This is a genomic window from Streptomyces sp. NPDC057424 (genome assembly GCF_042803315.1).
In the GTDB taxonomy this organism is placed as follows: domain Bacteria; phylum Actinomycetota; class Actinomycetes; order Streptomycetales; family Streptomycetaceae; genus Streptomyces.
This window is the reverse complement of record NZ_JBHVCP010000015.1, coordinates 107,913-131,775: the sequence shown is the minus strand read 5'-3', so window position 1 is coordinate 131,775 and position 23,863 is coordinate 107,913. Positions and strand designations below refer to the sequence as shown.

General features: G+C 71.8%; 21 protein-coding genes and 1 tRNA gene. 13 read left to right on the top strand and 9 right to left on the bottom strand.

The features are described 5' to 3' along the window. Positions 1-5: 5 nt before the first annotated feature. From ACFU3E_RS15520 to ACFU3E_RS15500, 5 genes are all read right to left on the bottom strand, one after another. Positions 6-521, bottom strand: a complete 516-nt coding sequence (locus tag ACFU3E_RS15520; protein WP_384157183.1) for an RcpC/CpaB family pilus assembly protein — start codon at positions 519-521, stop codon at positions 6-8. Positions 522-800: 279 nt separating this feature from the next. Beyond that, complete coding sequence (locus ACFU3E_RS15515) at positions 801-1,661, bottom strand: S-methyl-5'-thioadenosine phosphorylase (protein WP_384157153.1); 861 nt, start codon at positions 1,659-1,661, stop codon at positions 801-803. A 77-nt stretch (positions 1,662-1,738) separates the two neighbouring features. After that, positions 1,739-2,062, bottom strand: coding sequence for an FmdB family zinc ribbon protein (locus tag ACFU3E_RS15510; RefSeq protein WP_384157150.1), 324 nt, complete (start codon positions 2,060-2,062; stop codon positions 1,739-1,741). A gap of 67 nt (positions 2,063-2,129) precedes the next feature. Continuing rightward, entirely contained in the window at positions 2,130-3,422 is a 1,293-nt protein-coding gene (locus tag ACFU3E_RS15505) for an MFS transporter (RefSeq protein WP_384157147.1), read from the bottom strand. Positions 3,423-3,688: 266 nt separating this feature from the next. Continuing rightward, complete coding sequence (locus ACFU3E_RS15500) at positions 3,689-5,218, bottom strand: potassium/proton antiporter (RefSeq protein ID WP_384157144.1); 1,530 nt, start codon at positions 5,216-5,218, stop codon at positions 3,689-3,691. Positions 5,219-5,456: 238 nt separating this feature from the next. Between ACFU3E_RS15500 and ACFU3E_RS15495 the strand changes: the two genes are divergently transcribed. Then, the gene (locus tag ACFU3E_RS15495; protein ID WP_384157140.1) at positions 5,457-8,336 is read left to right on the top strand and encodes a penicillin acylase family protein; all 2,880 of its coding nucleotides are present in this window, start codon (positions 5,457-5,459) and stop codon (positions 8,334-8,336) included. Between the two features lie 58 nt (positions 8,337-8,394). Here the strand turns inward: ACFU3E_RS15495 and ACFU3E_RS15490 are convergent, their stop codons facing one another. Continuing rightward, complete coding sequence (locus ACFU3E_RS15490; RefSeq protein ID WP_384157137.1) at positions 8,395-8,943, bottom strand: 5-formyltetrahydrofolate cyclo-ligase; 549 nt, start codon at positions 8,941-8,943, stop codon at positions 8,395-8,397. A 168-nt stretch (positions 8,944-9,111) separates the two neighbouring features. On the opposite strand from ACFU3E_RS15490, the gene galU reads away from it, so the two are divergent. The 7 genes from galU to ACFU3E_RS15455 all read left to right on the top strand — a co-directional run bounded on the left by galU (position 9,112) and on the right by ACFU3E_RS15455 (position 14,630). Further along, the gene (gene galU / locus ACFU3E_RS15485) at positions 9,112-10,011 is read left to right on the top strand and encodes a UTP--glucose-1-phosphate uridylyltransferase GalU (RefSeq protein WP_221755375.1); all 900 of its coding nucleotides are present in this window, start codon (positions 9,112-9,114) and stop codon (positions 10,009-10,011) included. A gap of 4 nt (positions 10,012-10,015) precedes the next feature. After that, entirely contained in the window at positions 10,016-11,353 is a 1,338-nt protein-coding gene (gene glp / locus ACFU3E_RS15480) for a gephyrin-like molybdotransferase Glp (protein WP_384157134.1), read from the top strand. Between the two features lie 85 nt (positions 11,354-11,438). Next, complete coding sequence (gene moaC / locus ACFU3E_RS15475; RefSeq protein WP_384157131.1) at positions 11,439-11,948, top strand: cyclic pyranopterin monophosphate synthase MoaC; 510 nt, start codon at positions 11,439-11,441, stop codon at positions 11,946-11,948. Then, complete coding sequence (locus ACFU3E_RS15470; RefSeq protein WP_384157128.1) at positions 11,945-12,445, top strand: molybdenum cofactor biosynthesis protein B; 501 nt, start codon at positions 11,945-11,947, stop codon at positions 12,443-12,445. The genes moaC and ACFU3E_RS15470 overlap by 4 nt, the downstream gene beginning before the upstream one ends. Before the next feature lie 23 nt (positions 12,446-12,468). Then, a complete protein-coding gene (locus ACFU3E_RS15465) occupies positions 12,469-13,089 on the top strand; it encodes a GNAT family N-acetyltransferase (RefSeq protein WP_384157180.1) in 621 nt (206 codons plus the stop codon). Between the two features lie 172 nt (positions 13,090-13,261). After that, positions 13,262-14,473 carry a gephyrin-like molybdotransferase receptor GlpR gene (gene glpR, locus ACFU3E_RS15460; protein ID WP_384157125.1) on the top strand — a complete coding sequence of 404 codons (1,212 nt, stop codon included), beginning with the start codon at positions 13,262-13,264 and terminating at the stop codon, positions 14,471-14,473. 83 nt (positions 14,474-14,556) lie between these two features. Then, positions 14,557-14,630, top strand: a tRNA-Ala gene (locus tag ACFU3E_RS15455). A 65-nt stretch (positions 14,631-14,695) separates the two neighbouring features. Here ACFU3E_RS15455 and ACFU3E_RS15450 read toward each other — a convergent pair. After that, on the bottom strand, positions 14,696-15,172 hold the full coding sequence (locus ACFU3E_RS15450; protein WP_384157122.1) for a GNAT family N-acetyltransferase: 477 nt from the start codon (positions 15,170-15,172) through the stop codon (positions 14,696-14,698). Between the two features lie 60 nt (positions 15,173-15,232). Between ACFU3E_RS15450 and ACFU3E_RS15445 the strand changes: the two genes are divergently transcribed. Then, entirely contained in the window at positions 15,233-16,036 is an 804-nt protein-coding gene (locus ACFU3E_RS15445; protein WP_384157119.1) for an exodeoxyribonuclease III, read from the top strand. A gap of 13 nt (positions 16,037-16,049) precedes the next feature. On the opposite strand, the gene ACFU3E_RS15440 is transcribed toward ACFU3E_RS15445, so the two are convergent. After that, positions 16,050-16,691 carry a MerR family transcriptional regulator gene (locus ACFU3E_RS15440; RefSeq protein ID WP_384157116.1) on the bottom strand — a complete coding sequence of 214 codons (642 nt, stop codon included), beginning with the start codon at positions 16,689-16,691 and terminating at the stop codon, positions 16,050-16,052. Positions 16,692-16,792: 101 nt separating this feature from the next. On the opposite strand from ACFU3E_RS15440, the gene ACFU3E_RS15435 reads away from it, so the two are divergent. From ACFU3E_RS15435 to ACFU3E_RS15420, 4 genes are all read left to right on the top strand, one after another. Continuing rightward, entirely contained in the window at positions 16,793-18,361 is a 1,569-nt protein-coding gene (locus tag ACFU3E_RS15435) for a flavin-containing monooxygenase (RefSeq protein ID WP_384157113.1), read from the top strand. Next, a complete protein-coding gene (locus ACFU3E_RS15430; protein ID WP_384157110.1) occupies positions 18,358-19,281 on the top strand; it encodes an alpha/beta fold hydrolase in 924 nt (307 codons plus the stop codon). The genes ACFU3E_RS15435 and ACFU3E_RS15430 overlap by 4 nt, the downstream gene beginning before the upstream one ends. After that, entirely contained in the window at positions 19,278-20,162 is an 885-nt protein-coding gene (locus ACFU3E_RS15425) for an SDR family oxidoreductase (protein ID WP_384157107.1), read from the top strand. The genes ACFU3E_RS15430 and ACFU3E_RS15425 overlap by 4 nt, the downstream gene beginning before the upstream one ends. 76 nt (positions 20,163-20,238) lie before the next feature. Beyond that, the gene (locus tag ACFU3E_RS15420; protein ID WP_384157104.1) at positions 20,239-20,457 is read left to right on the top strand and encodes a hypothetical protein; all 219 of its coding nucleotides are present in this window, start codon (positions 20,239-20,241) and stop codon (positions 20,455-20,457) included. A gap of 79 nt (positions 20,458-20,536) precedes the next feature. Here ACFU3E_RS15420 and ACFU3E_RS15415 read toward each other — a convergent pair whose 3' ends face one another. Further along, positions 20,537-23,794 (bottom strand): S41 family peptidase, encoded by a 3,258-nt coding sequence (locus ACFU3E_RS15415; protein ID WP_384157101.1) that lies wholly within the window; start codon positions 23,792-23,794, stop codon positions 20,537-20,539. Positions 23,795-23,863 lie beyond the last annotated feature (69 nt).

Below are 23,863 nucleotides of genomic sequence, written 5' to 3'. Positions count from 1 at the left end.
GCGCGTCACCACAGCGTCAGCGCCAACCGTCCGGTGACACCCGCCCCGGCCAGCCGCGCGGCGGTGGCCCGCGGTACCGACAGCACGACCAGCGCCCCGCTGTCGCCCGCGCCCTCCACCGGCTCCGGCACCTTCGTCACCCTGGCACCGCGCGCGACCGTCCGGGCCTCACCGCCCGGCCCCGTCTCCTCGGCGGCGATGACGTCGACCCGGTCGCCGGGCCGCAGCAGCCGCACCGCGGCCGCGTCGGCGATCCGGACCGGGGCCGTCACCGACCCGGTGGCACGGCGTGGGTGCGCGGCCTGCTCCCCGGGCGCCGAGGCCGTGTGCACGGGAGGCCGCGCCCGGGGATGACCACGAGCCCCGTCGGCATCGCGCGGTCCCGCCGCCACGAGTGCCGTCGCGGTGACCGCGAGCCCGACGGCCACGGCCCGCCGCCGGTGCCGGACGAGCCGGCCGGAGCGGTTGCCGCCGCGCACGCGTACCGGGTCGAACCGCGGCACCTCACGGGTCGCGGGCACCTCGGCGCCGGGCGGGCACGAGGCGAGCGACCAGGAGGGAGACGAGGACACGACCGAGGAACGAGAGAGGGACACGGAGACCACCACCTGCGACGAGGGACCGGCTTGCGCTCCCCACGATGAGGCCTCGCGCCACCGCCCGCTCCGGCCTGTGGACCCACCGCCGGCCTGTGGACAACTCCCTCACCCGAACCGCACGTTCCGCCCGGGTCACCACCACCGTGGCCGCCGCCACCGTGGCCGCCGCCACCCCACGGCCCCCGCCCGGCCGCCCGACCCCTACGGCAGCGCGAACCCCGGATCCATCCCACCCAGCGCACTCACACACAGACAGTCCCGCTCGCCCTCCCCGGGCAGCCCGGCCACCGCGTCGAACAGCACCCCCCGCAGCCGATCCACATTCGCGGCGAACACCCGCAGCACCTCGTCGTGCGAGACGCCCTCACCGGTCTCGGCACCCGCGTCGAGGTCGGTGACGAGGGTCAGGGACGTGTAGCAGAGCTCCAGTTCACGGGCGAGCGCCGCCTCGGGGTGGCCGGTCATGCCCACCACCGACCAGCCCTGTGCCTGGTGCCACAACGATTCCGCACGCGTCGAGAAGCGCGGCCCCTCGACCACGGCCAGCGTGCCGCCGTCCACCGGCTCCCAGTCCCGGCCGCGCGCCGCCTTCAGCGCGACCGCGCGACCGGTGGGGCAGTAGGGGTCGGCCAGCGACACATGCACCACGTTCGGCAGGGAGCCGTCGGGCAGCGGCAGCCCGTCGAAGTAGGTGCCGGCGCGGGACTTCGTGCGGTCGACCAGCTGGTCCGGCACCAGCAGTGTGCCCGGCCCGTACTCGGGGCGCAGGCCGCCCACGGCGCACGGGGCGAGGACCTGGCGCACGCCGACCGAGCGCAGCGCCCACAGGTTGGCCCGGTAGTTGATCCGGTGCGGCGGAAGGTGGTGGCCCCGTCCGTGCCGGGGCAGGAAGGCGACCCGTCGGCCGGCGACCTCACCGAGGAACAGGGAGTCGCTGGGCGGCCCGTACGGGGTGTCGACCTGGATCTCGGTCACGTCGTCGAGGAAGGAGTAGAACCCCGAGCCGCCGATCACGCCGATCCCGGCGCCTGCCTGGTCCGTCACGTTCGCCTTGTTCGCCATGCCCGCACCCTAACCGCACGCGCAGACGCCGAGGACCCCGTCGCCCGGAGGCGACAGGGTCCCGTAAGAATCAGGCCTCAGGCGGCGGTGGTGCTGCTGCTGGAGGAGCTGCCGGCGCTCGACGAGGAGGTCGAACCGGAGGTCGACGAGCCGGAGTCGGAGGACGACGAGCCCGAAGAGCCGGAGCCGGACGACTTCGCCGCCGGGGAGCTGCTCGACGAGGAGCCGCGGCTGTCGTTCCGGTAGAAGCCGGAGCCCTTGAAGACAATGCCGACGGCCGAGAACACCTTCTTCAGGCGGCCCTGGCAGCCGGGGCACTCGGTGAGCGCGTCGTCGGTGAACTTCTGCACCGCCTCGAGGCCCTCGCCGCACTCGGTGCACTGGTACTGGTAGGTCGGCACTGTCTTCCTCCTGGCACTCTCACTCGATGAGTGCTAACGACGATCCATAGTGACGTATTCCGGCCGCTCAGTCCACTGCCACCGGCACGCGGTGACCCACGCCACGTGCGACGGTCCGGCCGCCGGCTCGTGCCACCAGCCGGGACCGCAGTGCCAGGAGGGTCACCAGGGCCAGCACCGTGCCGCCCATCGGCACCAGGAAACCGGCGCCCGTCCAGAAGCGGTCCTCGAGCTGTCCGGCGGCCGTGACGGCGGCGGCCTGGCCGAGCGCGACCGCCCCGGTCAGCCAGGTGAAGGCCTCGGTGCGGGCGCCGGCCGGCACCAGGCTGTCGACCAGGGTGTAGCCGGTGATCAGGGCGGGCGCGATGCACATGCCGACCAGCAGGCCGAGGCCGGCGAGGACCAGCACCGAGTGGGCGGCCCACAGGCCCGACGCGGTGAGGGCGAGCGCCGTGTAGGCGATGACCAGGCGCCGCTGGGGGGCCGCCTTCCAGGCGATCGCGCCGCAGACCACGCCGGAGAGCATGTTGCCCGCGGCGAAGACGCCGTAGAGGACTCCGTTCAGGCCCGGTTCGCCGATCGACTCGGTGTACGCGGCCAGTGAGACCTGCATGCCGCCGAAGACGGTGCCGATGCCCAGGAAGGTCACGATCAGCACGCGCACCCCTGGGACGCGCAGTGCCGAAGCGTGCTCCACGCGCGCGTGCCCGCCGGCGGCGACCGAGGGCTGAGTGCTCTTCTGCGCGGCGAACAGCAGGCCGCCGATCAGGGTCAGCGAGGCCTCCGTGACGAGTCCGGCGGCCGGGTCGACGGCCGTGCACAGGGCGGTGGCCAGCAGGGGTCCGACCACGAAGGTCAGTTCGTCGGTGACGGACTCGAAGGCCGCCGCGGTGGTCATCAGCGGTGAGTCCTTGAGCTTCACGCCCCAGCGGGCCCGCACCATCGGACCGACCTGCGGCACCGAGGCACCGGTCGGGACGGCCGCCACGAACACCGCCCACAGCGGCGCGTCCAGCAGCGCGAGCGCCGTGAGCGTCAGCCCGGACAGCGCGTGCAGCAGCACTCCGGGGATCAGTACGGTGCGCTGCCCGTAGCGGTCGGCGAGGCGGCCGCTGTAGGGGGCGAACAGGGCCATGGAGACACCGGTGGCGGCCGCGACGGCACCCGCCGCTCCGTACGAGCCGGTGGTGTGCTGCACCAGCAGCACGATGGAGATGGTCAGCATCGCGAACGGCTGACGTGCCGCGAAGCCGGGGAGCAGGAACGTCCAGGCGCCGCGGGTGCGCAGCAGCCGGCCGTATCCCGGGCGGGCGGAAGACGTCGGGTTCTCCGACGCCTTCGAGGTGACCGTGGACGCCACGGCCCGTGCCTTTCTGCCGCCTGGTAGCGCGGCCCCGTAGCGGGCGGCGCCGAGAGCTGTCCTCTTGCGCGGAACTGCGGTAGATGCCGGGGCCCGGTGAGGAGGGGTGTCCCGACCGCCATACGGTCGCGCCAGCTCTGCGTCAGGCAGAGTTGGTTCGATCTGAGTAACGCCTTCATCGTACAGGGATCAAAGGGTGCCTGCCTGTGAAAGTGAGCACCATGGGCCTGCCTGCCCTGCCATTCCCAAACGGTGCAAAACACCCCTCAGCGGCTCGCACCGTCCGTCCCCAGCCAGCCCGCCAGCTTGCCGCCGTACCCCACGGCCCGCAGCCGGCTCTCGGTCGCGTCCCGGACGGGGTCCGTGGCGACCACGAGGAGCTCGTCCCCTCGCTGCAATATCGTCGTCGGCAGGGGAACGAAGGACTCACCCCCACGCACGATGAGCGTCACGGCCGCGCCGTGCGGCAGCCGCAGCTCGGCCACCTCCACGCCGTGCATCTTCGATCCGCCGGGGATCGCCACGGACAGCAGGTGCCCGCGCAGCCGCTCCAGTGGGGCCGACTCGATGCCGAGGTCGGCGGCCTCCGAACCGTCGCCGAGGTGCAGCTTGCGGCCCAGCCAGGGCAGCGTCGGTCCCTGGACGAGGGTGTAGACGACGACCAGGATGAAGACCATGTTGAAGATCCGGCGGCTGGCGTCCAGGCCCGCCACCATGGGGATCGTCGCCAGAATGATGGGCACGGCCCCGCGCAGGCCCGCCCAGGACATCAGGGCCTGCTCCTGCCACGGCACCCGGAACGGCGACAGGCAGAACATCACACTCAGCGGGCGCGCCACCATCGTCAGCACCAGCCCGATGACCAGTGCGGGCACGATGTCGTCGCCCAGATCGTGCGGGGTGACCAGCAGGCCGAGCAGGACGAACATGCCGATCTGGGCCATCCAGCCCAGCCCGTCGGCGAACCCGCGCGTGGCCGGCCAGTGCGGCAGTCGCGCGTTGCCCATGACCATCGCGGCGAGATACACCGCGAGGAAGCCGCTGCCGTGGGCCAGCGCGCCCGCCGCGTACGCCACCACGGCGATCGCCATGACGGCGATCGGGTAGAGGCCGGAGGCGGGCAGCGCCACGTGCCTGAGGCCCAGGGAGCCCAGCCAGCCCACCGCGAGCCCGATGGCCGCGCCGATGGCCAGCTCCAGCAGGATCACGCCCAGGAGCACGTACCAGTGGTCGACCGGTCCGGCCGTGGACAGGGACACCACGAGGATGACGACGGGCGCGTCGTTGAAGCCGGACTCCGCCTCCAGTGTTCCCGTCACGCGCGCGGGCAGCGGGATCTTGCGCAGCACGGAGAACACGGCCGCCGCGTCGGTCGAGGAGACGACCGCCCCGATGATGAGCGCCTGCCGCCACTCCAGCCCGACCAGGTAGTGAGCGGCCGAGGCCGTGACCCCGACGCTCACCGCCACGCCCGCCAGCGCCAGCACGGAGGCGGCCGGCAGAGCCGGTTTGATCTCCTTCCACTTCGTGCCCAGGCCACCCTCGGCCAGGATCACGACCAGGGCCGCGTACCCGATGACCTGGGTCAGTTCGGCGTTGTCGAAGTGGATGTCCCCGATGCCGTCCTGGCCCATCGCGACGCCGATGCCCAGGTACACGAGCAGGCTGGGGAGCCCGCTGCGCGAGGAGATCCGTACCGCTGCGACGGCGACGAGCAGGACGAGCGAGCAGACGAGCAGGAGCTGGTTGAGGTGGTGGACAGTCAGCGGCCGAATCCTTCCCTGGCCCGCACGCACGCGCGCGTGGGCTCACGTACATCGCACATGAAGCTGTGGCGCATCGCGCCAACTACTTCGTTACCTTACCTAACTCTTGACGATTTCTTGACGCTTGCGGAGGCAAGATCGAACGTCAGTCCGTGCCGGTTCCCGACTCCGCGTCAAGGGGCGCAAGGCCCTGCGCCTATCGTTGCTCCAGCGCTCAGTTAAAAGCACAGCCGAACCTGCCGCTCGCGTTAGGACAGCAAGGACAGCGATGCCCCCCAACACCACCGCCTCCACGGGTCAGCAGCCCGGCAAGTCCGGCAGGAGAAAGGGGCGTAAAGCCCGCCTTATCGTGCTCGTCCTGGTGCTGGCCCTCATCGGGGGCGTGGCCTATGGGTCGTACTGGTCCATCAGTACCGTCCGAGCCTCCTTCCCGCAGACCAAGGGCACCCTCACGCTGAAGGGCCTGTCGGGTCCCGTCGAGGTCAAACGCGACAACTACGGCATCCCGCAGATCTACGCCTCCTCCGACGCGGACCTGTTCATGGCGCAGGGCTACGTCCAGGCGCAGGACCGGTTCTACGAGATGGACGTCCGCCGTCACATGGCCTCCGGGCGGCTGTCGGAGATGTTCGGCAAGAGCCAGGTCGACAACGACGAGTTCCTGCGCACCCTCGGCTGGGACCGGGTCGCCGAGCAGGAGTACGACACCAAGCTGTCGGCCGCCACGAAGAAGTACCTCCAGGCGTACGCCAAGGGAGTCAACTCCTACCTCCAGGGCAAGGACGGCGAGGACGTCTCCCTCGAGTACGCGGCCCTGGGCTTCACCAACGACTACAAGCCGCAGGCGTGGACCCCGGTCGACTCGATCTCCTGGCTGAAGGCCATGGCCTGGGACCTGCGCGGCAACATGCAGGACGAGATCGACCGCGCCCTGCTCACCAGCCGCCTCGGCCCGAAGCAGATCGCCGACCTGTACCCGCGGTACCCGTACAGCCGGAACAAGGCGATCGTCCAGGAGGGCCAGTACAGCGAGCTGGCGGGGGCGTTCGAGCAGGGCGGCACGTCCGGCACGTCCGGCACGTCCGGGACGAACGGCACGTCCGGGACGAACGGCACGTCCGGGACGAACGGCACGTCCGGCACGTCCGGGACGAACGGAACCGGCGGTGCCTCCACCGGCGCCGCGGGCACGGGGTCCGGCACGTCCGGCACGAGCGGCACCGCCTCCGGCGCCTCGGGCACCGGGGACCTGGACAGCCAGCTCGGCGGCCTGACCCGGGTCCTGGACGACCTCCCGCCGGCCGTCGGCGTGAACGGCGACGGTATCGGTTCCAACTCCTGGGTCGTCGGCGGGAAGTACACCATCACCGGCAAGCCACTGCTGGCCAACGACCCGCACCTGTCGCCCTCCCTGCCCTCCGTCTGGTACCAGATGGGCCTGCACTGCCGCAGCGTCTCCAGCGCGTGCCAGTACGACGTCAGCGGCTACACCTTCGCCGGCATGCCCGGCGTGATAATCGGCCACAACCAGGACATCGCCTGGGGCATGACCAACTCCGGCGTCGACGTCACGGACCTCTACCTGGAGAAGATCACCGGCGACGGCTACCTGTACGACGGCAAGGTCAAGCCCTTCGAGACGCGTGAGGAGACCATCAAGGTCGCCGGGGGCGAGTCCAAGAAGATCGTCGTACGGCAGACCGAGGACGGGATGCCCCTGCTCTCGGATCGCTCCGACGAACTCGTGAAGGTCGGCAAGAAGGCCACCGTCGACACCGCCGCACCCGACCGAGGCGACGGCTACGGAGTAGCGCTGCGCTGGACCGCCCTGCAGCCCGGTACCACCATGGACGCCGTCTTCGCCATGAACAAGGCGAAGAACTGGACCGACTTCCGCAAGGCCGCCGCGCAGTTCGAGGTGCCCTCGCAGAACCTGATCTACGCCGACAGCGAGAACAACATCGGCTACACGCTGCCGGGGAAGATCCCCATGCGCGCGCAGAGCGACGCCGGCTCCGTCCCGGCGCCCGGCTGGGACCCCGAGTACCGCTGGTCCGGCTACATCCCGCAGGACGCGCTGCCCTACGAGTACAACCCGGACCGCGGCTACATCGTCACCGCCAACCAGGCCGTGATCGACGCGGACAAGTACCCGTACACGCTCACCGCGGACTGGGGCTACGGGGCGCGCAGCCAGCGGATCACCGACCTGATCCAGTCGAAGACCAAGGACGGCGGCAAGGTCTCCACGGACGACATGCGCCAGATGCAGCTGGACAACAGCAGCGAGATCGCCCGGCTGCTGGTGCCCACGCTGCTGAAGATCGACCCCGAGAACAAGGACGTCCGCGAGGCGCAGAAGCTCCTGGAGGGCTGGGACTACACCCAGGACGCCGACTCCGCGGCGGCGGCGTACTTCAACGCGGTCTGGCGCAACATCCTCAAGCTCGCCTTCGGTAACAAGCTGCCCAAGGAGCTGCGGCCCAAGGGCCAGTGCCTGTGGGTCAAGCCGGTCAACACCACCGGTCCCGCCGACGAGGCCGAGGAGGTCCGCGAGTGCGGCCAGCGCGACCCCGACCAGGCGCAGCCGGACGGCGGTGACCGCTGGTTCGAGGTGGTGCGCAAGCTGATGAACCAGCCGGACAGCGACTGGTGGAAGACGTCCGAGGTGGGCACCCGCCCCGGCGCCGACAACCGCGACGAGCTGTTCAAGCGGGCCATGATCGATGCCCGCTGGGAGCTGACCGCCAAGCTGGGCAAGGACATCGACTCCTGGAGCTGGGGCCGGCTGCACCGCCTGTTCCTGAACAACCAGACCCTCGGCACCGCGGGTCCCGAATTCATCCGGTACGCCCTCAACCGCGGCCCCTGGGAGCTCGGCGGCGGCGAGGCCACGGTCAACGCGACCGGCTGGAACGCGGCCGGCGGCTACGGGGTGGTGTGGGTGCCGTCCATGCGGATGGTGGTGAACCTCGGCGACCTCGACAAGTCGAAGTGGATCAACCTCACCGGCGCCTCGGGGCACGCCTACAGCGCCCACTACGTCGATCAGACCGACAAGTGGGCCGACGGTGAACTGCTGCCGTGGTCCTTCTCGGACCAGGCGGTCGAGAAGAGCACGACCGACAAGCTGGTGCTCGAACCGTGAGCCACCAACGCAAGTAGGACGAGCGGCCCTCCACGCGTGCGTGGAGGGCCGCTTCGCGTCAGGACTCCTGGCTGAAGCGCCGTACGCCCGACGGTGTCACCACCGCGTGCACGGGCCGGTCGTGCGGCTCCTCCGGGACGCGCGCGACGACCTCGGAGTCGTACAGCAGCACCACCAGGGCCGGATGGGTCCCCGCCCGTTCCAGCCGTGCCAGGACCCGGTCGTACGAGCCGCCGCCCCGCCCGAGCCGCATCCCGCGCGAGTCGACCGCGAGCCCCGGCAGCAGCACCGCGTCGGCGTCGGTCACGGCGTCCGGCCCGAGGCGCTCGCCCGCGGGTTCGAAGAGGGCCATCCTGCCGCCGTGTTCGACACGCGCCAGGGAGCCCTCGCCCTCGTACGCGCCCCAGTCCAGGTCGTTGTCGGGCAGCAAGGCGGGCAGCAGCACGCGCACGCCCCGGGCGCGCAGGGCGTCCAGGAGCGCGAGCGTGCCAGGTTCACTCCCCACCGAGACGTACGCCGCCACCGTCCCGGCCCGCCCCAACTCGGACAGCTCCAGCGCCCGCCCGGCGAGCGCGGCCGACGTTTCCCGCAGGTCATCCGCCGTCAACCTGTTCCTCACCGCGAGGATCTCGCGGCGCAAACTCCGCTTGTCAGGCTCGCCCGGACGTGCGATAGGCCTCAATGGTTGCTCCCGAACTATGGCAATACGCTCATACGAGCGCCTATGAACCGGAGCCGCAGATTCCATGCAAAGGCACCGGATAGGGTGGCACACATGACTCAGCACCCTCGGATCAGCAAGGCTGTCATTCCCGCAGCAGGCCTCGGCACCCGGTTCCTCCCGGCCACCAAAGCCACCCCCAAGGAGATGCTGCCGGTCGTGGACAAGCCCGCGATCCAGTACGTGGTCGAGGAGGCCGTCGCCGCGGGTCTCGACGACGTCCTCATGGTGACAGGCCGCAACAAGCGCCCCCTCGAGGACCACTTCGACCGCAACTACGAGCTGGAGTCGGCCCTGCAGAAGAAGGGCGACGCCGGCCGTCTCGCCAAGGTGCAGGAGTCCAGCGACCTCGCGACCATGCACTACGTCCGCCAGGGCGACCCCAAGGGCCTCGGCCACGCCGTCCTGTGCGCCGCCCCGCACGTGGGCGAAGAGCCCTTCGCGGTCCTCCTCGGCGACGACCTCATCGACCCCCGCGACCCGCTGCTGCAGCGCATGGTCGAGGTCCAGGAGCAGCGCGGCGGCAGCGTCATCGCGCTCATGGAGGTCGCCCCGGAGCAGATCCACCTCTACGGCTGCGCGGCCGTGGAGACCACCGAGGACAGCGACGTCGTCCAGATCAGCGGCCTCGTCGAGAAGCCCGACCCGGCCGACGCCCCGTCCAACTACGCCATCATCGGCCGCTACGTCCTCGACCCGCACATCTTCGACATACTGCGCCGGACCGAGCCGGGCCGCGGCGGCGAGATCCAGCTCACCGACGCCCTGCAGCAGCTCGCGGAAGACGAGAAGATCGGCGGCCCGGTGCACGGCGTCGTCTTCAAGGGCCGCCGCTATGACACCGGCGACCGCGGTGACTACCTGCGTGCCATTGTCCGACTCGCATGCGAACGTGAAGACCTGGGCCCGGACTTCCGGACCTGGCTTCGCAGTTACGTAGCCGAGGAGATGTAGCACGTTGAGCAGCGCCGCGCCCCGCGTCACCGGCCAGGACCACGCGAGCCCCGACCCCCTGTGGTCGGTGGACGAGCACCTGGAGGACATCCTCGCCACCGTCCGGCCCCTGGAACCCATCGAGCTGCACCTGCTCGACGCCCAGGGCTGCGTCCTCGTCGAGGACATCACGGTGCCGGTGTCCCTGCCGCCCTTCGACAACAGCTCGATGGACGGCTACGCGGTACGGGTCGCGGACGTGGCGGGCGCGAGCGAGGAGTTCCCGGCGGCCCTGGAGGTCGTCGGGGACGTCGCCGCGGGCCAGGCCGAGCTGCTCCACGTGGGCCCCGGCCAGGCCGCCCGCATCATGACCGGCGCCCCGCTGCCGCCCGGCGCGGAGACGGTCGTGCCCGTCGAGTGGACCGACGGCGGGCTCGGCGAGGGCCCGGTGCGCGGCATGCGCGCCCGCAGCCTCGGCCCCGAGGGCGCCACCGGGCACGTGCACGTGTACCGCCCGGCCGAGGCACGCGCGCACGTGCGCGCCAAGGGCAGCGACGTGAAGGCCGGCGACCGGGCCCTCGAGGCCGGCACGATCCTCGGCCCGCCCCAGATCGGCCTGCTCGCCGCGATCGGCCGCGGCACCGTCCGCGTACGCCCGCGCCCGCGCGTGGTGGTGCTCTCCACCGGCAGCGAACTCGTCCAGCCGGACACGGAACTGGGCACCGGTCAGATCTACGACTCCAACAGCTTCGCCCTCACCGCCGCCGCCCGTGACGCCGGCGCCATCGCCTACCGGGTGGGCGCCGTCGCCGACGACGCCGAGACCCTGCGCTCCACCATCGAGGACCAGCTGGTCCGTGCCGACCTGATGGTCACCACGGGCGGCGTGAGCGTCGGGGCGTACGACGTGGTCAAGGAGGCGCTGTCCCACGTCGGTGACGAGGACGAGGCCGGCAGCGGCATCGACTTCCGCAAGATCGCCATGCAGCCCGGCAAGCCCCAGGGCTTCGGCTCCATCGGCCCCGACCACACCCCGCTGCTGGCCCTGCCCGGCAATCCGGTGTCGTCGTACGTCTCCTTCGAACTGTTCGTCCGCCCCGCGATCCGCACCCTCATGGGCCTGCGGGACGTCCACCGCCCGACGACCCGGGCGACGCTGACCGCCGACAAGGCGCTGACCTCCCCGAAGGGCCGCCGCCAGTTCCTGCGCGGCATGTACGCCGACGGCAAGGTCACCCCGGTCGGCGGCGCCGGCTCCCACCTGGTCGCGGCCCTCGCCCAGGCGGACGCCCTGATCACCGTCCCCGAGGACACCGAATCCGTCGAGCCCGGCACCCAGGTGGAGGTGGTCCTGCTCGGCTGAGAGCCGCTGGTTGGGGGTACCGTGTCGCGCACAACAGGCCCGTGCGCCGCACCGCGTCGGGCCCGGACCGGGAGCGCCACACAGCATGAGCACGCAGGACCCACCCCCGCAGGACGGCCCTACACAGGACCGGCTGACGCACATCGACGAGGCCGGCGCCGCCCGCATGGTCGACGTGTCGGAGAAGGACGTGACCGCCCGCACCGCCCGCGCCAGCGGACGCGTCCTCGTCTCGCCCCGCGTGATCGAGCTGCTGCGCGGCGAGGGCGTTCCCAAGGGCGACGCCCTCGCGACCGCGCGGATCGCCGGGATCATGGGTGCCAAACGGACCCCCGACCTGATCCCGCTCTGTCACCCGTTGTCGGTGTCCGGTGTGAAACTGGACCTGTCGGTCGCGGACGACGCCGTGGAGATCCTGGCCACCGTGAAGACGACGGACCGCACGGGTGTCGAGATGGAGGCCCTCACCGCGGTCTCCGTCGCCGCGCTCACCGTGATCGACATGGTCAAGGCGGTCGACAAGGGAGCGGTCATCACAGACGTGCGGGTGGAGGAGAAGACAGGCGGCAAGTCGGGCGACTGGAGCCGGGCATGACGTATCGCGCTCTCGTGGTCACGGCATCCAACCGGGCCGCTGCCGGGATCTACGAGGACAAGGGCGGCCCGCTGGTCTCGGCCGGGCTGAAGGGCTTCGGCTTCGAGGTCGACGGCCCGCAGGTCGTCCCCGACGGCGACCCGGTGGAAGCCGCCCTGCGCGCCGGTGTCGACGCCCGCTACGACGTCATCGTCACCACCGGCGGCACGGGCATCTCGCCCACCGACCGCACCCCCGAGGCGACCCGCCGCGTGATCGACCACGAGGTGCCGGGCATCGCCGAGGCCATCCGGGCGTACGGCCGGGAGAAGGTGCCGACTGCGGCGCTCTCCCGGGGCCTGGCCGGAGTGGCGGGCGGCACGCTGATCGTCAACCTGCCCGGCTCCAGCGGCGGCGTGAAGGACGGCCTTGCCGTCCTGGAGCCGCTGCTCGTCCACGCCGTCGAGCAGCTCCGGGGCGGCGACCACCCCAGACCCGGCAGTGGGGGTGCGAGCTGAACAGCCCATCCTGGCCCGTGGAACTGGTGGACGGCGACATCGTCCTCAGGCCGATAAAGCTGCGCGACCAGCGGGCATGGCGCGAGGTCAACCGGCGCAACCGTGACTGGCTGCGCCCCTGGGAGGCGACGATTCCGCCGCCCACGCCCGGCGGGCCGATGACGCACCGCCCGACCTTCCGCCAGATGGTCCGCCACCTGAGGTCGGAGGCGAACGCGGGCCGGATGCTGCCCTTCGTCATCGAGTACCAGGGTCGGCTGGTCGGGCAGTTGACGGTCGCCGGGATCACCTGGGGCTCGATGTGCTCGGGCCACGTCGGCTACTGGGTGGACGAGGCGGTGGCCGGCCGCGGCGTGATGCCGACGGCGGTGGCGCTCGTCACGGACCACTGTTTCCGCACCGTCGGGCTGCACCGCGTCGAGGTCTGCATTCGCCCGGAGAACGGGCCCAGCCGCCGGGTCGTGGAGAAACTCGGATTCCGTGAGGAGGGTCTGCGGCCGCGATATCTCCACATCGACGGGGCCTGGCGCGACCATCTCGTCTTCGCCCTCACGGCGGAAGAGGTGCCGGACGGGTTGCTGAGGCGCTGGCACCGGGCACGATCGCAGAGTAATCCGGGAATGCGGCACCACCCCGGAAATTGAATAAGTGTTCGAAATTGATCGACTGGTGACCGTCTCAGGGCAATGAATTCCCGGCCTGGGCGGTCTGCTGATCGGATCGATCACAAGAAAAGTTCGAAATATCAGCCAGATCGTGCGACACACCGGCTCAATTGGCAGATGGCCTCACGCAAACCCCTCTACGGTGTGAGGCGTGAGCAGCAGCGGCCTCATCTACGCAGTCATTGTCGGGGCCTGGGCCGCCTACTTGGTGCCGATGTGGCTCCGTAGGCAGGACGAGCTGAACGAGGCCCGTCCGACGGAACGCTTCAGCACCGCCATCCGGCTGCTGTCCGGACGGGCGGGAATGGAGCGCCGGTACGCCAAGGACCTGCGGGCGCGCTCCACCGACGAGGGGGAGCAGGACGCCGAGGACCTGGACGCCACCGACTCGGTGGACGTCCGGGCCTTCGCCGTGTCCAAAACCCGCCCGCAGACCCAGGCACCCGTACCGTCACCCGCCCCCGGCCAGCCGGCCCGTCCGGCGGCCCCCGAGCCCCCGGCCCGCCATTCGCCCGCACCGAACGCGGCGGCTTCCGGGCCTCCCCGGGAACGGGTGTCCGCCGCCCGGCGCAGCGCCTCGGCGCAGGCGAACCAGGCGGCCGCGGCGCGAGCCCGGCGCTCGAAGGTGCTCGCGCGCCGCCGGCGTACCACCACCATGCTGTTCCTCGCCTTCACCCTCGGCGCGGTCGTCGCCGCGGTAGGGGGACTCGCCTTCCTGTGGGCTCCCGGCGTGCCCGCGGTCATGCTCAGCGTGTACATCGCGTACCTGCGCTCCCAGGAGCGCCGCCGTTTCGCTTATCAGATGGACCGCCGTATGGCCGAGGTCGCGGCCCAGCGCCTCCGGGAGCGGCAGCGCCAGCCCCGGCGGCGCCCCCTGGCCGAGGACACGGCCGACGAACCGGAGGAGGGACCCGAGCCGGTGACCGACCCCGGCCTGTCGGCCCTCGCGGCGGACCGGCGCGCCCTCGTCGAGCAGACCGACCACGCGGAGTGGGTCGACCAGCAGCGCGAACGGCAGCGGCGGCCCGGGCAGGGCGGCGACAGCTGGGATCCGGTGCCGGTACCCCTGCCGACGTACGTGACGGCCCCGGTCGCCCCGCGGGCCACCAGCGACGTGGACCTCGGCGCCCCCGACACCTGGAGCTCGGCCCGGTCGAGCACGGTCACCCCGAACGCGGAGCACGAGCCCGGCGCCGAAGACCACCAGGCCGAGCCGCACCCGCCCGCCCAGGACGCGGGCGAGGGCGACGGACGCACCGACGCCCGTCGGGCGGCCTCCGCCCGTCGGGCCCGCGAGCGCGGCCGCACCCCGCTGTTCGACCAGTACGAGGACGGGGAGCGCCCTCGCGCCGCCAACGAGTAGTCCCGCGAAGCCGCAGGTGACCGCCCCTCCGGAACGGATTTCCAAGCAGGCCGATCGGGGTGCTAAAGTTTCACTCGTTGCAAGGGCCTGTGGCGCAGTCCGGTAGCGCACCTCGTTCGCATCGAGGGGGCCAGGGGTTCAAATCCCCTCAGGTCCACGCAGCTCAGAGCCCCGGTCGGGTATCCCGACCGGGGCTCTGACGTGTCTTCAGCACCACATGTGTCAGAGGCCCTTGGCGAAGCAGCGGCTCGCGTCGTGGAAGCGGTAGTAGCCGAACTTGGCGCACGGCTCATAGCCGCTGGACGTGTACAGGGCTATGGCCTCCGGCTGCTTGGTGCCGGTCTCCAGGACCATGCGGACGCGGCCGGCCGTGCGGGCGTCCTCCTCCAGGGCGGCCAGGACGCGGCGGGCGAGTCCCCGGCCGCGCATGCCGTCGATCACGTACATGCGCTTGATCTCGGCGTCGCCGTCGACGTTGCCCTCGTCGTTGGCGTCCTGGGCGCGCCAGCCGCCCGAGGCCACGGGGGTGCCGTGCTCGTCGTACGCGATCAGGTAGACGCCGTTCGGCGGGGCGAAGTCCGCGGCGGCCATGGGTGTGGCGTCGCCGTCGTCGCCGTAGCGGACGGCGTACTCGGCCTGGACCTGGTCGTTCAGCTTCATGGCGTCGGGATGGTCGAAGGGGACCCGGCGAATGTGCATGGCCGCTACCGTATTCGATCCGGAACTGGACCTCGTCCAGTGTGCCGGTATCGTGCCGGGGTGCTCACTGTGACCTCTGTGAATGTGAACGGGCTGCGTGCCGCCGCGAAGAAGGGCTTCGTTGAGTGGCTCGCGGAGACCGAAGCCGATGTGCTGTGCCTCCAGGAGGTGCGGGCCGAGCCGGAGCAGCTGCCGGAGCACGTCCGTGCGCCCGAGGGGTGGCATGTGGTGCACGCGCCGGCCGCCGCCAAGGGGCGGGCCGGGGTGTCCCTGTACAGCCGCCGCGAGCCCGACCGGGTGCGGATCGGCTTCGGGTCCGCCGAGTTCGACGGCAGCGGGCGGTATGTGGAGGCGGACCTGCCAGGGGTCACCGTGGCCTCGCTGTACCTGCCCTCCGGCGAGGTCGGCACCGAGCGGCAGGACGAGAAGGAACGCTTCATGGGCGAGTTCCTCACCTACCTGAAGGGGCTGCGGGAGCGTGCCGCCGCCGAAGGGCGCGAGGTGCTCGTCTGCGGCGACTGGAACATCGCCCACCAGCAGGCCGACCTGAAGAACTGGCGCGGCAACACCAAGAACTCCGGGTTCCTGCCGGAGGAGCGGGAGTGGCTGACCCGGGTCTTCGACCTCGCGGACGGCGGGTACGTCGACGTCGTCCGGGCGCTCCACCCGGACACCGAGGGACCGTACTCGTGGTGGTCGTACCGGGGCCGGGCCTTCGATAACGACACAGGATGGAGGATCGACTACCACGGTGCCACCCCGGGGCTCGCCGAGCGCGCGGTGAAGGGGTTCGTGGAGCGGGCCGCCACGCATGCCGAGCGGTGGTCCGACCATGCGCCCGTGACCGTCGTGTACGACCGCTAGGCCGGCCGCCCGGCTAGGGCCTGCGCAGCCTCCGGTCCAAGGCCAGCGACAGTTCCGCCTCCACCACGCTCCGCGCCAGGGGGCGCAGGCGGGGGAGGTCCTCGGGGGTGGCGTGGTGGAGGACCAGGCCGGTGAAGAGTTCGGCCAGGGCGTCGGCGTGGGTGCGGACCTGTTTGGCCGCGTCGAGGACCTCCGCGAGCGGGATGCCCTCGTGGACCAGGGCCGAGGAGACGTCCAGGAGGCGGCGGCTTATGTGGACGATCTCGCCGCCGTCGGTGCCGAGGTAGCCGAGTTCCATGGCGGCGGCGAGGTTCTCCGGGGTGGCCTCGCCCGCGAAGTGGTCGGCGAGTTCCTCGGGGGTGAGGTGGACCGGCTCCTCCTCGGTGGGGCCGCCGACGCCGAGCAGGTCGCCGACGTCCCGGCCGTGGTCGAAGGCCTCCGCCAGTTCCGCGATGCCGCTGAGGGTGTGGCCGCGCTCCAGCAGGGCCGTGATCGTGCGCAGCCGGGCCAGGTGGTGGTCGTCGTACCAGGCGATGCGGCCCTCGCGGCGGGGAGGCGGGATCAGTTTGCGTTCGCGGTAGAAGCGCAGGGTGCGCACCGTGATCCCGGCGAGGCGGGCCAGCTCTTCCATGCGGTATTCACGCTTCTCGGCCACCTGGGCACCTTAAGGCGTACCAGGGGTAACTTTCCTCGCCCCGCCCCCTACCCATCAGTACGCCGTTGCCCTACTCTCCCATTGCGCCAGTGTTCACTGGCATGGTTCTCGTGGTGTGTGGAGGTGTCGGCGTGGGCGAGCGCGAACACGAGCATGTGCGGGTCGCGGTGGTCGGGTCCGGGTTCGGCGGGCTGGGGGCCGCCGTGCGGCTGCGCCGCGAGGGTGTCACCGACTTCGTCGTCCTGGAGCGGGCGAGCAGTGTCGGTGGCACCTGGCGGGACAACAGCTACCCGGGGTGCCGGTGTGACGTGCCGTCCCATCTGTACTCGTTCTCCTTCGCGCCCAACCCCGACTGGCCGCGCGCCTTCTCGGGACAGGAGCACATCCGCGCCTATCTGGAGCACGTGACCGACGTGTTCCGGCTGCGCCCCCACATCCGCTTCGACTCGGAGGTGAAGCGGATGAGCTGGAACGCCGAACGGCTGCGCTGGGACATCGAGACCAGCAGCGGGAGCCTGTCGGCGGACATCGTCGTGTCGGCCACCGGGCCGCTGTCCGACCCGAAGATCCCGGACATCCCGGGGCTGGACTCCTTCCCGGGCAAGGTCTTCCACTCGGCCCGCTGGGACCATGGCTGCGACCTGCGCGGCAAGCGCGTCGCCATGGTGGGGACCGGGGCGTCGGCCGCCCAGATCGTGCCCGCCATCCAGCCCGACGTCTCGCGACTGACCCTGTTCCAGCGCACCCCGCCCTGGGTCATGCCCCGTGTCGACCGGAACATCGGCGACGCCGAGCGGTGGCTGCACCGGCAGCTGCCCTTCACCTCACAGCTCAGGCGCGGACTGCTGTGGGGCATCCGGGAGTTGCAGGTCTCGGCGTTCACCAAGCATCCGAAGCAGCTCGGCCTCGTCGAGGAGCTGGCCCGGCGCAACATGGCCCGTTCCGTCAAGGACCCGGCCCTACGGGCGAAACTGACCCCGGACTACCGCATCGGCTGCAAGCGGATCCTGCTGTCCAGCGACTACTACCCAGCGCTCGTGAAGCCGAATGTGGACGTCGTCGCGAGCGGCCTCGCCGAGGTCCGCGGCTCGACCCTGGTCGCCGCCGACGGCAGTGAGGCCGAGGTGGACGCGATCGTCTTCGGCACCGGCTTCCACGTCACCGACATGCCCATCGCCGAGCGGGTCGTGGGCGCCGACGGGCGGACCCTCGCCGAGACCTGGAAGGGCGGCATGGAGGCCTTGCGCGGCGCCTCCGCGGCCGGCTTCCCCAACTGGATGACGATCATCGGGCCCAACACCGGCCTCGGGAACTCCTCGATGATCCTCATGATCGAGTCCCAGCTGAACTACCTGGCCGACTACGTCCGTCAACTCGACGTGCTCGGCGGCCGTGTGGCCCTCGACGCCCGCCCGGACGCCGTGCGCGCCTGGAACCACCGGGTGCAGGAGCGCATGAAGCGCACCGTGTGGAACACCGGCGGCTGCACCAGCTGGTACCTCGACGCGAGCGGCCGCAACACCACCATCTGGCCCGGTACGACCGGCGAGTTCCGGCGGGCGACACGGCGGGTGGACCTCGCGGAGTACGACGTCCTGCGGGCGCCCGCGGCCACGAGGGCCGGTGAGGCCGGGAAGACGGCCGCGGCGACGGCGGGGGTGGACGCGTGAGCCGCCTCCTGCACGTCGACTCCGGCCCCTACGCCCCGCCCGCCCCGGCGCGCGAACTGACCGCCGTCTCCGCCGACGGCGCCCGGCTGCACGTCGAGGTCCACGGGCCCGAGGGCGCGCCCGCCGTCGTCCTCGCCCACGGCTGGACCTGCTCCACCGCCTTCTGGGCGGCGCAGATCCGCGACCTGGCCGCCGACCACCGGGTCATCGCCTACGACCAGCGCGGCCACGGGCGCAGCCCCGCGAGCCCCTCGTGCAGTTCCGACGCGCTCGCCGACGATCTGGAAGCCGTCCTCGAAGCCGCCCTCGCGCCCGGCGAACAAGCCGTGATCGCCGGGCACTCCATGGGCGGGATGACCGTGATGGCGGCCTCCGGGAGAGCCGCGTTCCGGGCGCACGCGGCAGCCGTCCTGCTGTGCAGCACGGGCAGTTCGCAGCTGGTCGCGGCCTCCACCGTCGTCCCCCTGCGGGCCGGGCGGGTGCGGACCTGGCTGACCCGGCGGATCCTCGGCTCCCGTGCCCCGCTCGGGCCGGTCACACCGCTGGCCCGCCGGATCCTCAAGTACGGGACGATGGGCCCGGGTTCGGCGCCGCACATGATCGAGGCGTGCGCCCGGATCGTGCACGCCTGCCCCCGTACGGTCCGCCACGCCTGGTCGCAGGTGCTCGATCTGCTCGACCTGGACCACGGCGTGCGCGAGCTGGACGTGCCCACGGCCGTGATCGTCGGGACGGTGGACCGGCTGACGCCGCCGGTGCAGGCCCGGGCCCTGGCCGCCGCGCTGCCGCACTGCACCGGGATCGCCGAACTGCCCGGCATCGGCCACATGACGCCCATCGAGGCGCCCGAACTGGTCACCGCCACCGTCCGGGAACTCGTCCACGCACACATCCAGGTCGCATCCGAGGAGAGCGCATGAGCAGGGTGAGCCTCGAAGGCAGGGTCGCCGTGGTGACCGGGGCGGCGCGCGGCGTCGGTGAGCTGCTGGCCCGCAAGCTCTCCGCTCGCGGCGTGAAGGTGGCGCTGGTCGGTCTGGAGCCGGACGTGCTCAAGCAGGTCTCCGGGCGGCTGCACAGCGACAGCGACCACTGGTACGCCGACGTCACCGACCACGAGGCGATGGCCCGTGTCGCGGGCGAGGTCAAGGAGCGCTTCGGCCGGGTCGACATCGTCGTGGCCAACGCCGGCGTGGCCACCGGCGGGCCGTTCGCGGACTCCGACCCGGAGTCCTGGCGGCGGGTGATCGAGGTCAACCTGATCGGCTCGGCGGTGACCGCCCGCGCCTTCCTGCCGCTGCTGACGCAGAGCCGGGGCTATCTGCTGCAGATCGCGTCCCTGGCCGCGATCACCCCGGCACCGATGATGACCGCGTACTGCGCGTCCAAGTCGGGCGTGGAGGCGTATGCGCACAGCCTGCGGGCCGAGGTCGGGCACCGGGGCGTGAAGGTGGGTGTCGGATACCTGTCGTGGACCGACACCGACATGGTGCGCGGGGCCGACCAGGACGACGTCATGCGGGAGTTGAGGCAGCGGCTGCCCTGGCCGTCCAGCAAGACGTACCCGCTGGGGCCGGCCGTGGACCGGCTGGTGGAGGGCATCGAGCGCCGGTCGAGTCATGTGTACGGGCAGCGGTGGCTGCGCGGGATGCAGGGCGTGCGCGGCTACCTGCCCGCGGTCATCGGGGCGGTGGGCCAGCGCGAGATGCGGCGGTTCGCGGACCGGCTGACGGGCATGCGCACGGGCCTGGTCGGAGCCGGTGGAGCGGCCGACGAGCAGCAGCGGACTACGCTGCGTGAGTGATCGACATGCGCAGCGTCACGACCCGTGTGAATCTGAACGAGCCAGATCCCCTCACCCCCAACGGGAGTGAACCCACATGGGTATGAAGGACCAGTTCCAGGAGAAGTCCGAGCAGTGGCAGAACCAGGCCCGCCAGAAGGCGGACCAGGCTCGCGAGCAGGTGCCGGGCCGCGGTCGCCGGCGCGACGAGGACATGGACCCCTCGCAGCCGCAGCGCGACCGTGAGCGCACGGAGCCGCACCGCGACCGTGAGCGCGAGCAGGAGGACCGCTTCGACCAGGACTTCGACGCCTGACGTTGCGTGCTGAGCGGAAAGGGGCGTCCCCGTGCGGGGCGCCCCTTTCCCGTGTGCGCCGGGTCCTGGCCCCGGGCGTTCACGTCCTGGGCGGCAGCTTCGGGCGGGAGCGGTCCGGTACGTCGCTGTAGGTCGGCGGTGTCGCGGGCGGGTTGGTCTCCAGCAGCCCGAGCGCCAGTTCCACCGCGTCGGTCAGCTGGGCGTGCCGCCCCTCGGCCCAGTCCAGCGGGGTGCGCAGGACGTCGATGTCGGGGGCGACGCCCTTGTTCTCCACCGACCAGCCGTAGGCGTCGAACCAGGCCGCGTTCATCGGCACCGTGATCACCGTGCCGTCGCCCAGCTCGTGGCGGCCGGTCATGCCGACCACGCCGCCCCAGGTGCGCTGCCCCACGACGGGGCCGAGCTTCAGCAGCTTGAACGCGGCGGTGATCATGTCGCCGTCGGAGGAGGTCGCCTCGTCCGCCAGCGCCACCACCGGGCCCCGGGGCGCGTTCGAGGTGTACGACACCGGCTGGGCGTCGCGGGTCAGGTCCCAGCCCAGGATCGTCCGGCTCAGTGTCTCGATGACCAACTCGCTGATGTGGCCGCCGGCGTTGCCGCGCACGTCCACGATCAGTGCCGGGCGGGAGACCTCCATGCGCAGGTCGCGGTTGAACTGCGCCCAGCCCGAACCGCCCATGTCCGGGATGTGCAGGTAGCCGCAGCGGCCCCCGCTCAACTCGCGCACCACCGTCCGGCGTTTGGCCACCCAGTCCTGGTAGCGCAGCGGCCGCTCGTCGACGAGCGGGACGACGGCGACCCGCCGGGGCGGGGCCAGGCCCTGCGCCGAGTCCTCGGCCGGGGTGAAGGTCAGCTCCACCGTCGTACCACCCGCTCCCGCCAGCAGCGGATAGGGGCCCGCGTCCGGATCCACCGGGCGGCCGTCGACGTGGGTGAGGACCGCGCCCTCCCGGATGCCCGTGCCGGCCAGCGGGGAGCGGGCCTTGGAGTCGGAGGAGTCGCCGAGCAGGATCCGCTTGACGGCCCAGCCGCCGTTCCGGCGTACGAAGTTGGCGCCCAGCAGGCCCTGCCGGCGCTGGTAGTGGGGAGGGCCCTCGTTGCGCCGGGCGGCGGTGACGTAGGCGTGGGAGGTGCCCAGTTCGCCGAGGACCTCGCGGAGCAGGTCGGCGAACTCGTCGGGGGAGGCGACCCGTTCGACCAGCGGACGGTACTGGTCCAGCACCCCGGCCCAGTCGATGCCGCACATGCCCGGCTCCCAGAAGTAGGCCCGGATCAGCCGTCCGGCCTCGTCGTACGACTGCCGCCACTCCGCCGCAGGGTCGACGGTGTGCAGGATGCGGCGTGCGTCGATCCACACGGTGGAGTCGCTGTCGCCCGGCTCGTTGGCCGGTACGGCGCGCAGTTCCCCTTCGTCGACGATCACCAGCCGGCTGCCGTCGCCGCTGACCGCGAACCAGTCGAGGTGCTGGGCCAGTTCGGACTTCCTGGCCTTGGTGATGCCGAAGTGTTCCAGGGTCGGCCGGCCGCTGGTGTCGTCCGGGCTGGCGAACGTCTCGCCGAGGGCGCCCGAGATCGGCCAGCGCAGCCACACCAGCCCGCCGCCCGCGACCGGGTGCAGCGCCGAGTACTTGGATGCCGCCACCGGGAACGGCGTGACGCGGCTCTCCAGTCCCTCGGCCTCGACGGTCACGGCCCCGTTGTCCCCGTTGTCGTCGTCCTCCACCGGGTCCAGGCCCCCGGCGGCCGGGCGGCCCTCCGGGTTCACCGCGAACGGGGAGGGGGTGGCGGAGGACAGCGGCACGAGGTAGGGGCGGCAGCCCAGCGGGAAGGACAGGTCGCCGGTGTGCACGTCGTAGACGGGGTCGAAGCCGCGCCAGGACAGGAAGGCGAGGTAGCGGCCGTCGCGGGTGAAGACCGGGTTCTCGTCCTCGAAGCGGCCGTTGGTGACGTCGACGATCAGCCGGTCGCCGTCCGGCGTGCCGGCGAGCCGGGCCATCTTGATCTGCCGCAGGGTCCGCCCGATGCCCGGGTGCGACCAGGTGAGCCACGCCCCGTCCGGGGAGAACGCGAGGTCCCGCACGGGCCCGTTGATGGACCGGATCAGCTCGGTGACCTCGCCGTCGGAGCCTTCGGTGACGTCGACGAGGAGGAGCCGGCCGTCGTGCGAGGCGACCGCCAGCCGCTCGCCCTCCGGGTCCGAGACCAGCTCGCGCACCCGGCCCAGCGCACCCCGGGCCAGCCGCCGGGGCGCCCGGACGCCGCTGGCCCGGGGCAGGGAGGCGATCTCGATCGCGTCCTCGCCCTCGGCGTCCGTCACGTACGCCACCCGCCCGCTCCCGCCGAGCATCTCCGGCATCCGCACCCGGACGCCGGGGGTGTCGGTGAGGGTGCGGGCCGGGCCGTCCCGGTGGGTCAGCCAGTACAGGCTGCCGCGCACGACGACGGCGCTGGCCCGTCCGGTCTCGTCGACCGAGAGTCCGTCGACGTGCCGGGCCGCCGCCACCTGGTAGGGGCGCCGCCCCGCCCGCGGCCCGCTCAGCCGGACGTCCAGCCGGCGCGGTTCGGAGTCCGGGGACAGATCGTCGACCAGCCACAGGTCGCCGGCGCACTGGTACACCACCCGGGTGCCGTCGCTCGCGGCGTGCCGGGCGTAGAAGGCTTCGTGGTCGGTGTGCCGGCGCAGGCCGGAGCCGTCGTGGGCGCAGGAGTAGAGGTTGCCGACGCCCTCGTGGTCGGAGAGGAACGCGATGCGGCCGCCGACGAACATGGGGGAGTGCAGATGGCCGCCGAGGCCCTCCAGCAGCCGTTCGCCGTGCAGCCAGAGCCGGCCCGTGGCCCCGCCGCGGTAGCGCTTCCAGGAGGCCGGTTCGTGCGGTGGGGTGCCGGTGAGGAGCAGGGACTTGCGCTCCCCGGCCACGTCGGCGACCTGGATGTCGGAGACCGGCCCCCAGGGCAGTTTGCGGCCCGGGTCGCCGCCGGGGGAGACCTTGTAGGCCCAGGTGAAGTAGGAGAAGGGCTCGCCGTGCGAGGCCACGGCCAGGATCTCGCCGTCCGGGGTCCAGCCGCAGACCCGGGTGTCGGCGCTGCCCCAGTGGCTCACCTGGCGGCCCGGGCCGCCGTCCACCGGGACGACATGGACCTCGGGCACCAGGCTGCGCCAGGTCGTGTACGCGAGGTGGCGGCCGTCGGGCGAGAAGCGCGGGTGGCCGGTCTTGGTGCGGTCGACGGTGAGCCGCCAGGCCCGGCCGGGGGCGTCGAGCGGGGCGAGCCAAAGGTCGTCCTCGGCCACGAAGCACAGCAGGTCGTCATGGAGGTGCGGCAGACGCAGATAGGTCACGTCCTCATGCTTTGCCGGGGGACGGACCGGGGCAAGTCAAGGCAAACAACCGGTCGTGAGCCAGCCCAC

Coding starts and splice junctions, on each gene's coding strand:
- ACFU3E_RS15515 (WP_384157153.1), bottom strand. CDS start 1,661: ATGGCGAACAAGGCGAACGTGACGGACCAGGCAGGCGCCGGGATCGGC.
- ACFU3E_RS15495 (WP_384157140.1), top strand. CDS start 5,457: ATGCCCCCCAACACCACCGCCTCCACGGGTCAGCAGCCCGGCAAGTCC.
- galU (WP_221755375.1), top strand. CDS start 9,112: ATGACTCAGCACCCTCGGATCAGCAAGGCTGTCATTCCCGCAGCAGGC.
- moaC (WP_384157131.1), top strand. CDS start 11,439: ATGAGCACGCAGGACCCACCCCCGCAGGACGGCCCTACACAGGACCGG.
- ACFU3E_RS15470 (WP_384157128.1), top strand. CDS start 11,945: ATGACGTATCGCGCTCTCGTGGTCACGGCATCCAACCGGGCCGCTGCC.
- ACFU3E_RS15450 (WP_384157122.1), bottom strand. CDS start 15,172: ATGCACATTCGCCGGGTCCCCTTCGACCATCCCGACGCCATGAAGCTG.
- ACFU3E_RS15435 (WP_384157113.1), top strand. CDS start 16,793: ATGGTTCTCGTGGTGTGTGGAGGTGTCGGCGTGGGCGAGCGCGAACAC.
- ACFU3E_RS15425 (WP_384157107.1), top strand. CDS start 19,278: ATGAGCAGGGTGAGCCTCGAAGGCAGGGTCGCCGTGGTGACCGGGGCG.
- ACFU3E_RS15420 (WP_384157104.1), top strand. CDS start 20,239: ATGGGTATGAAGGACCAGTTCCAGGAGAAGTCCGAGCAGTGGCAGAAC.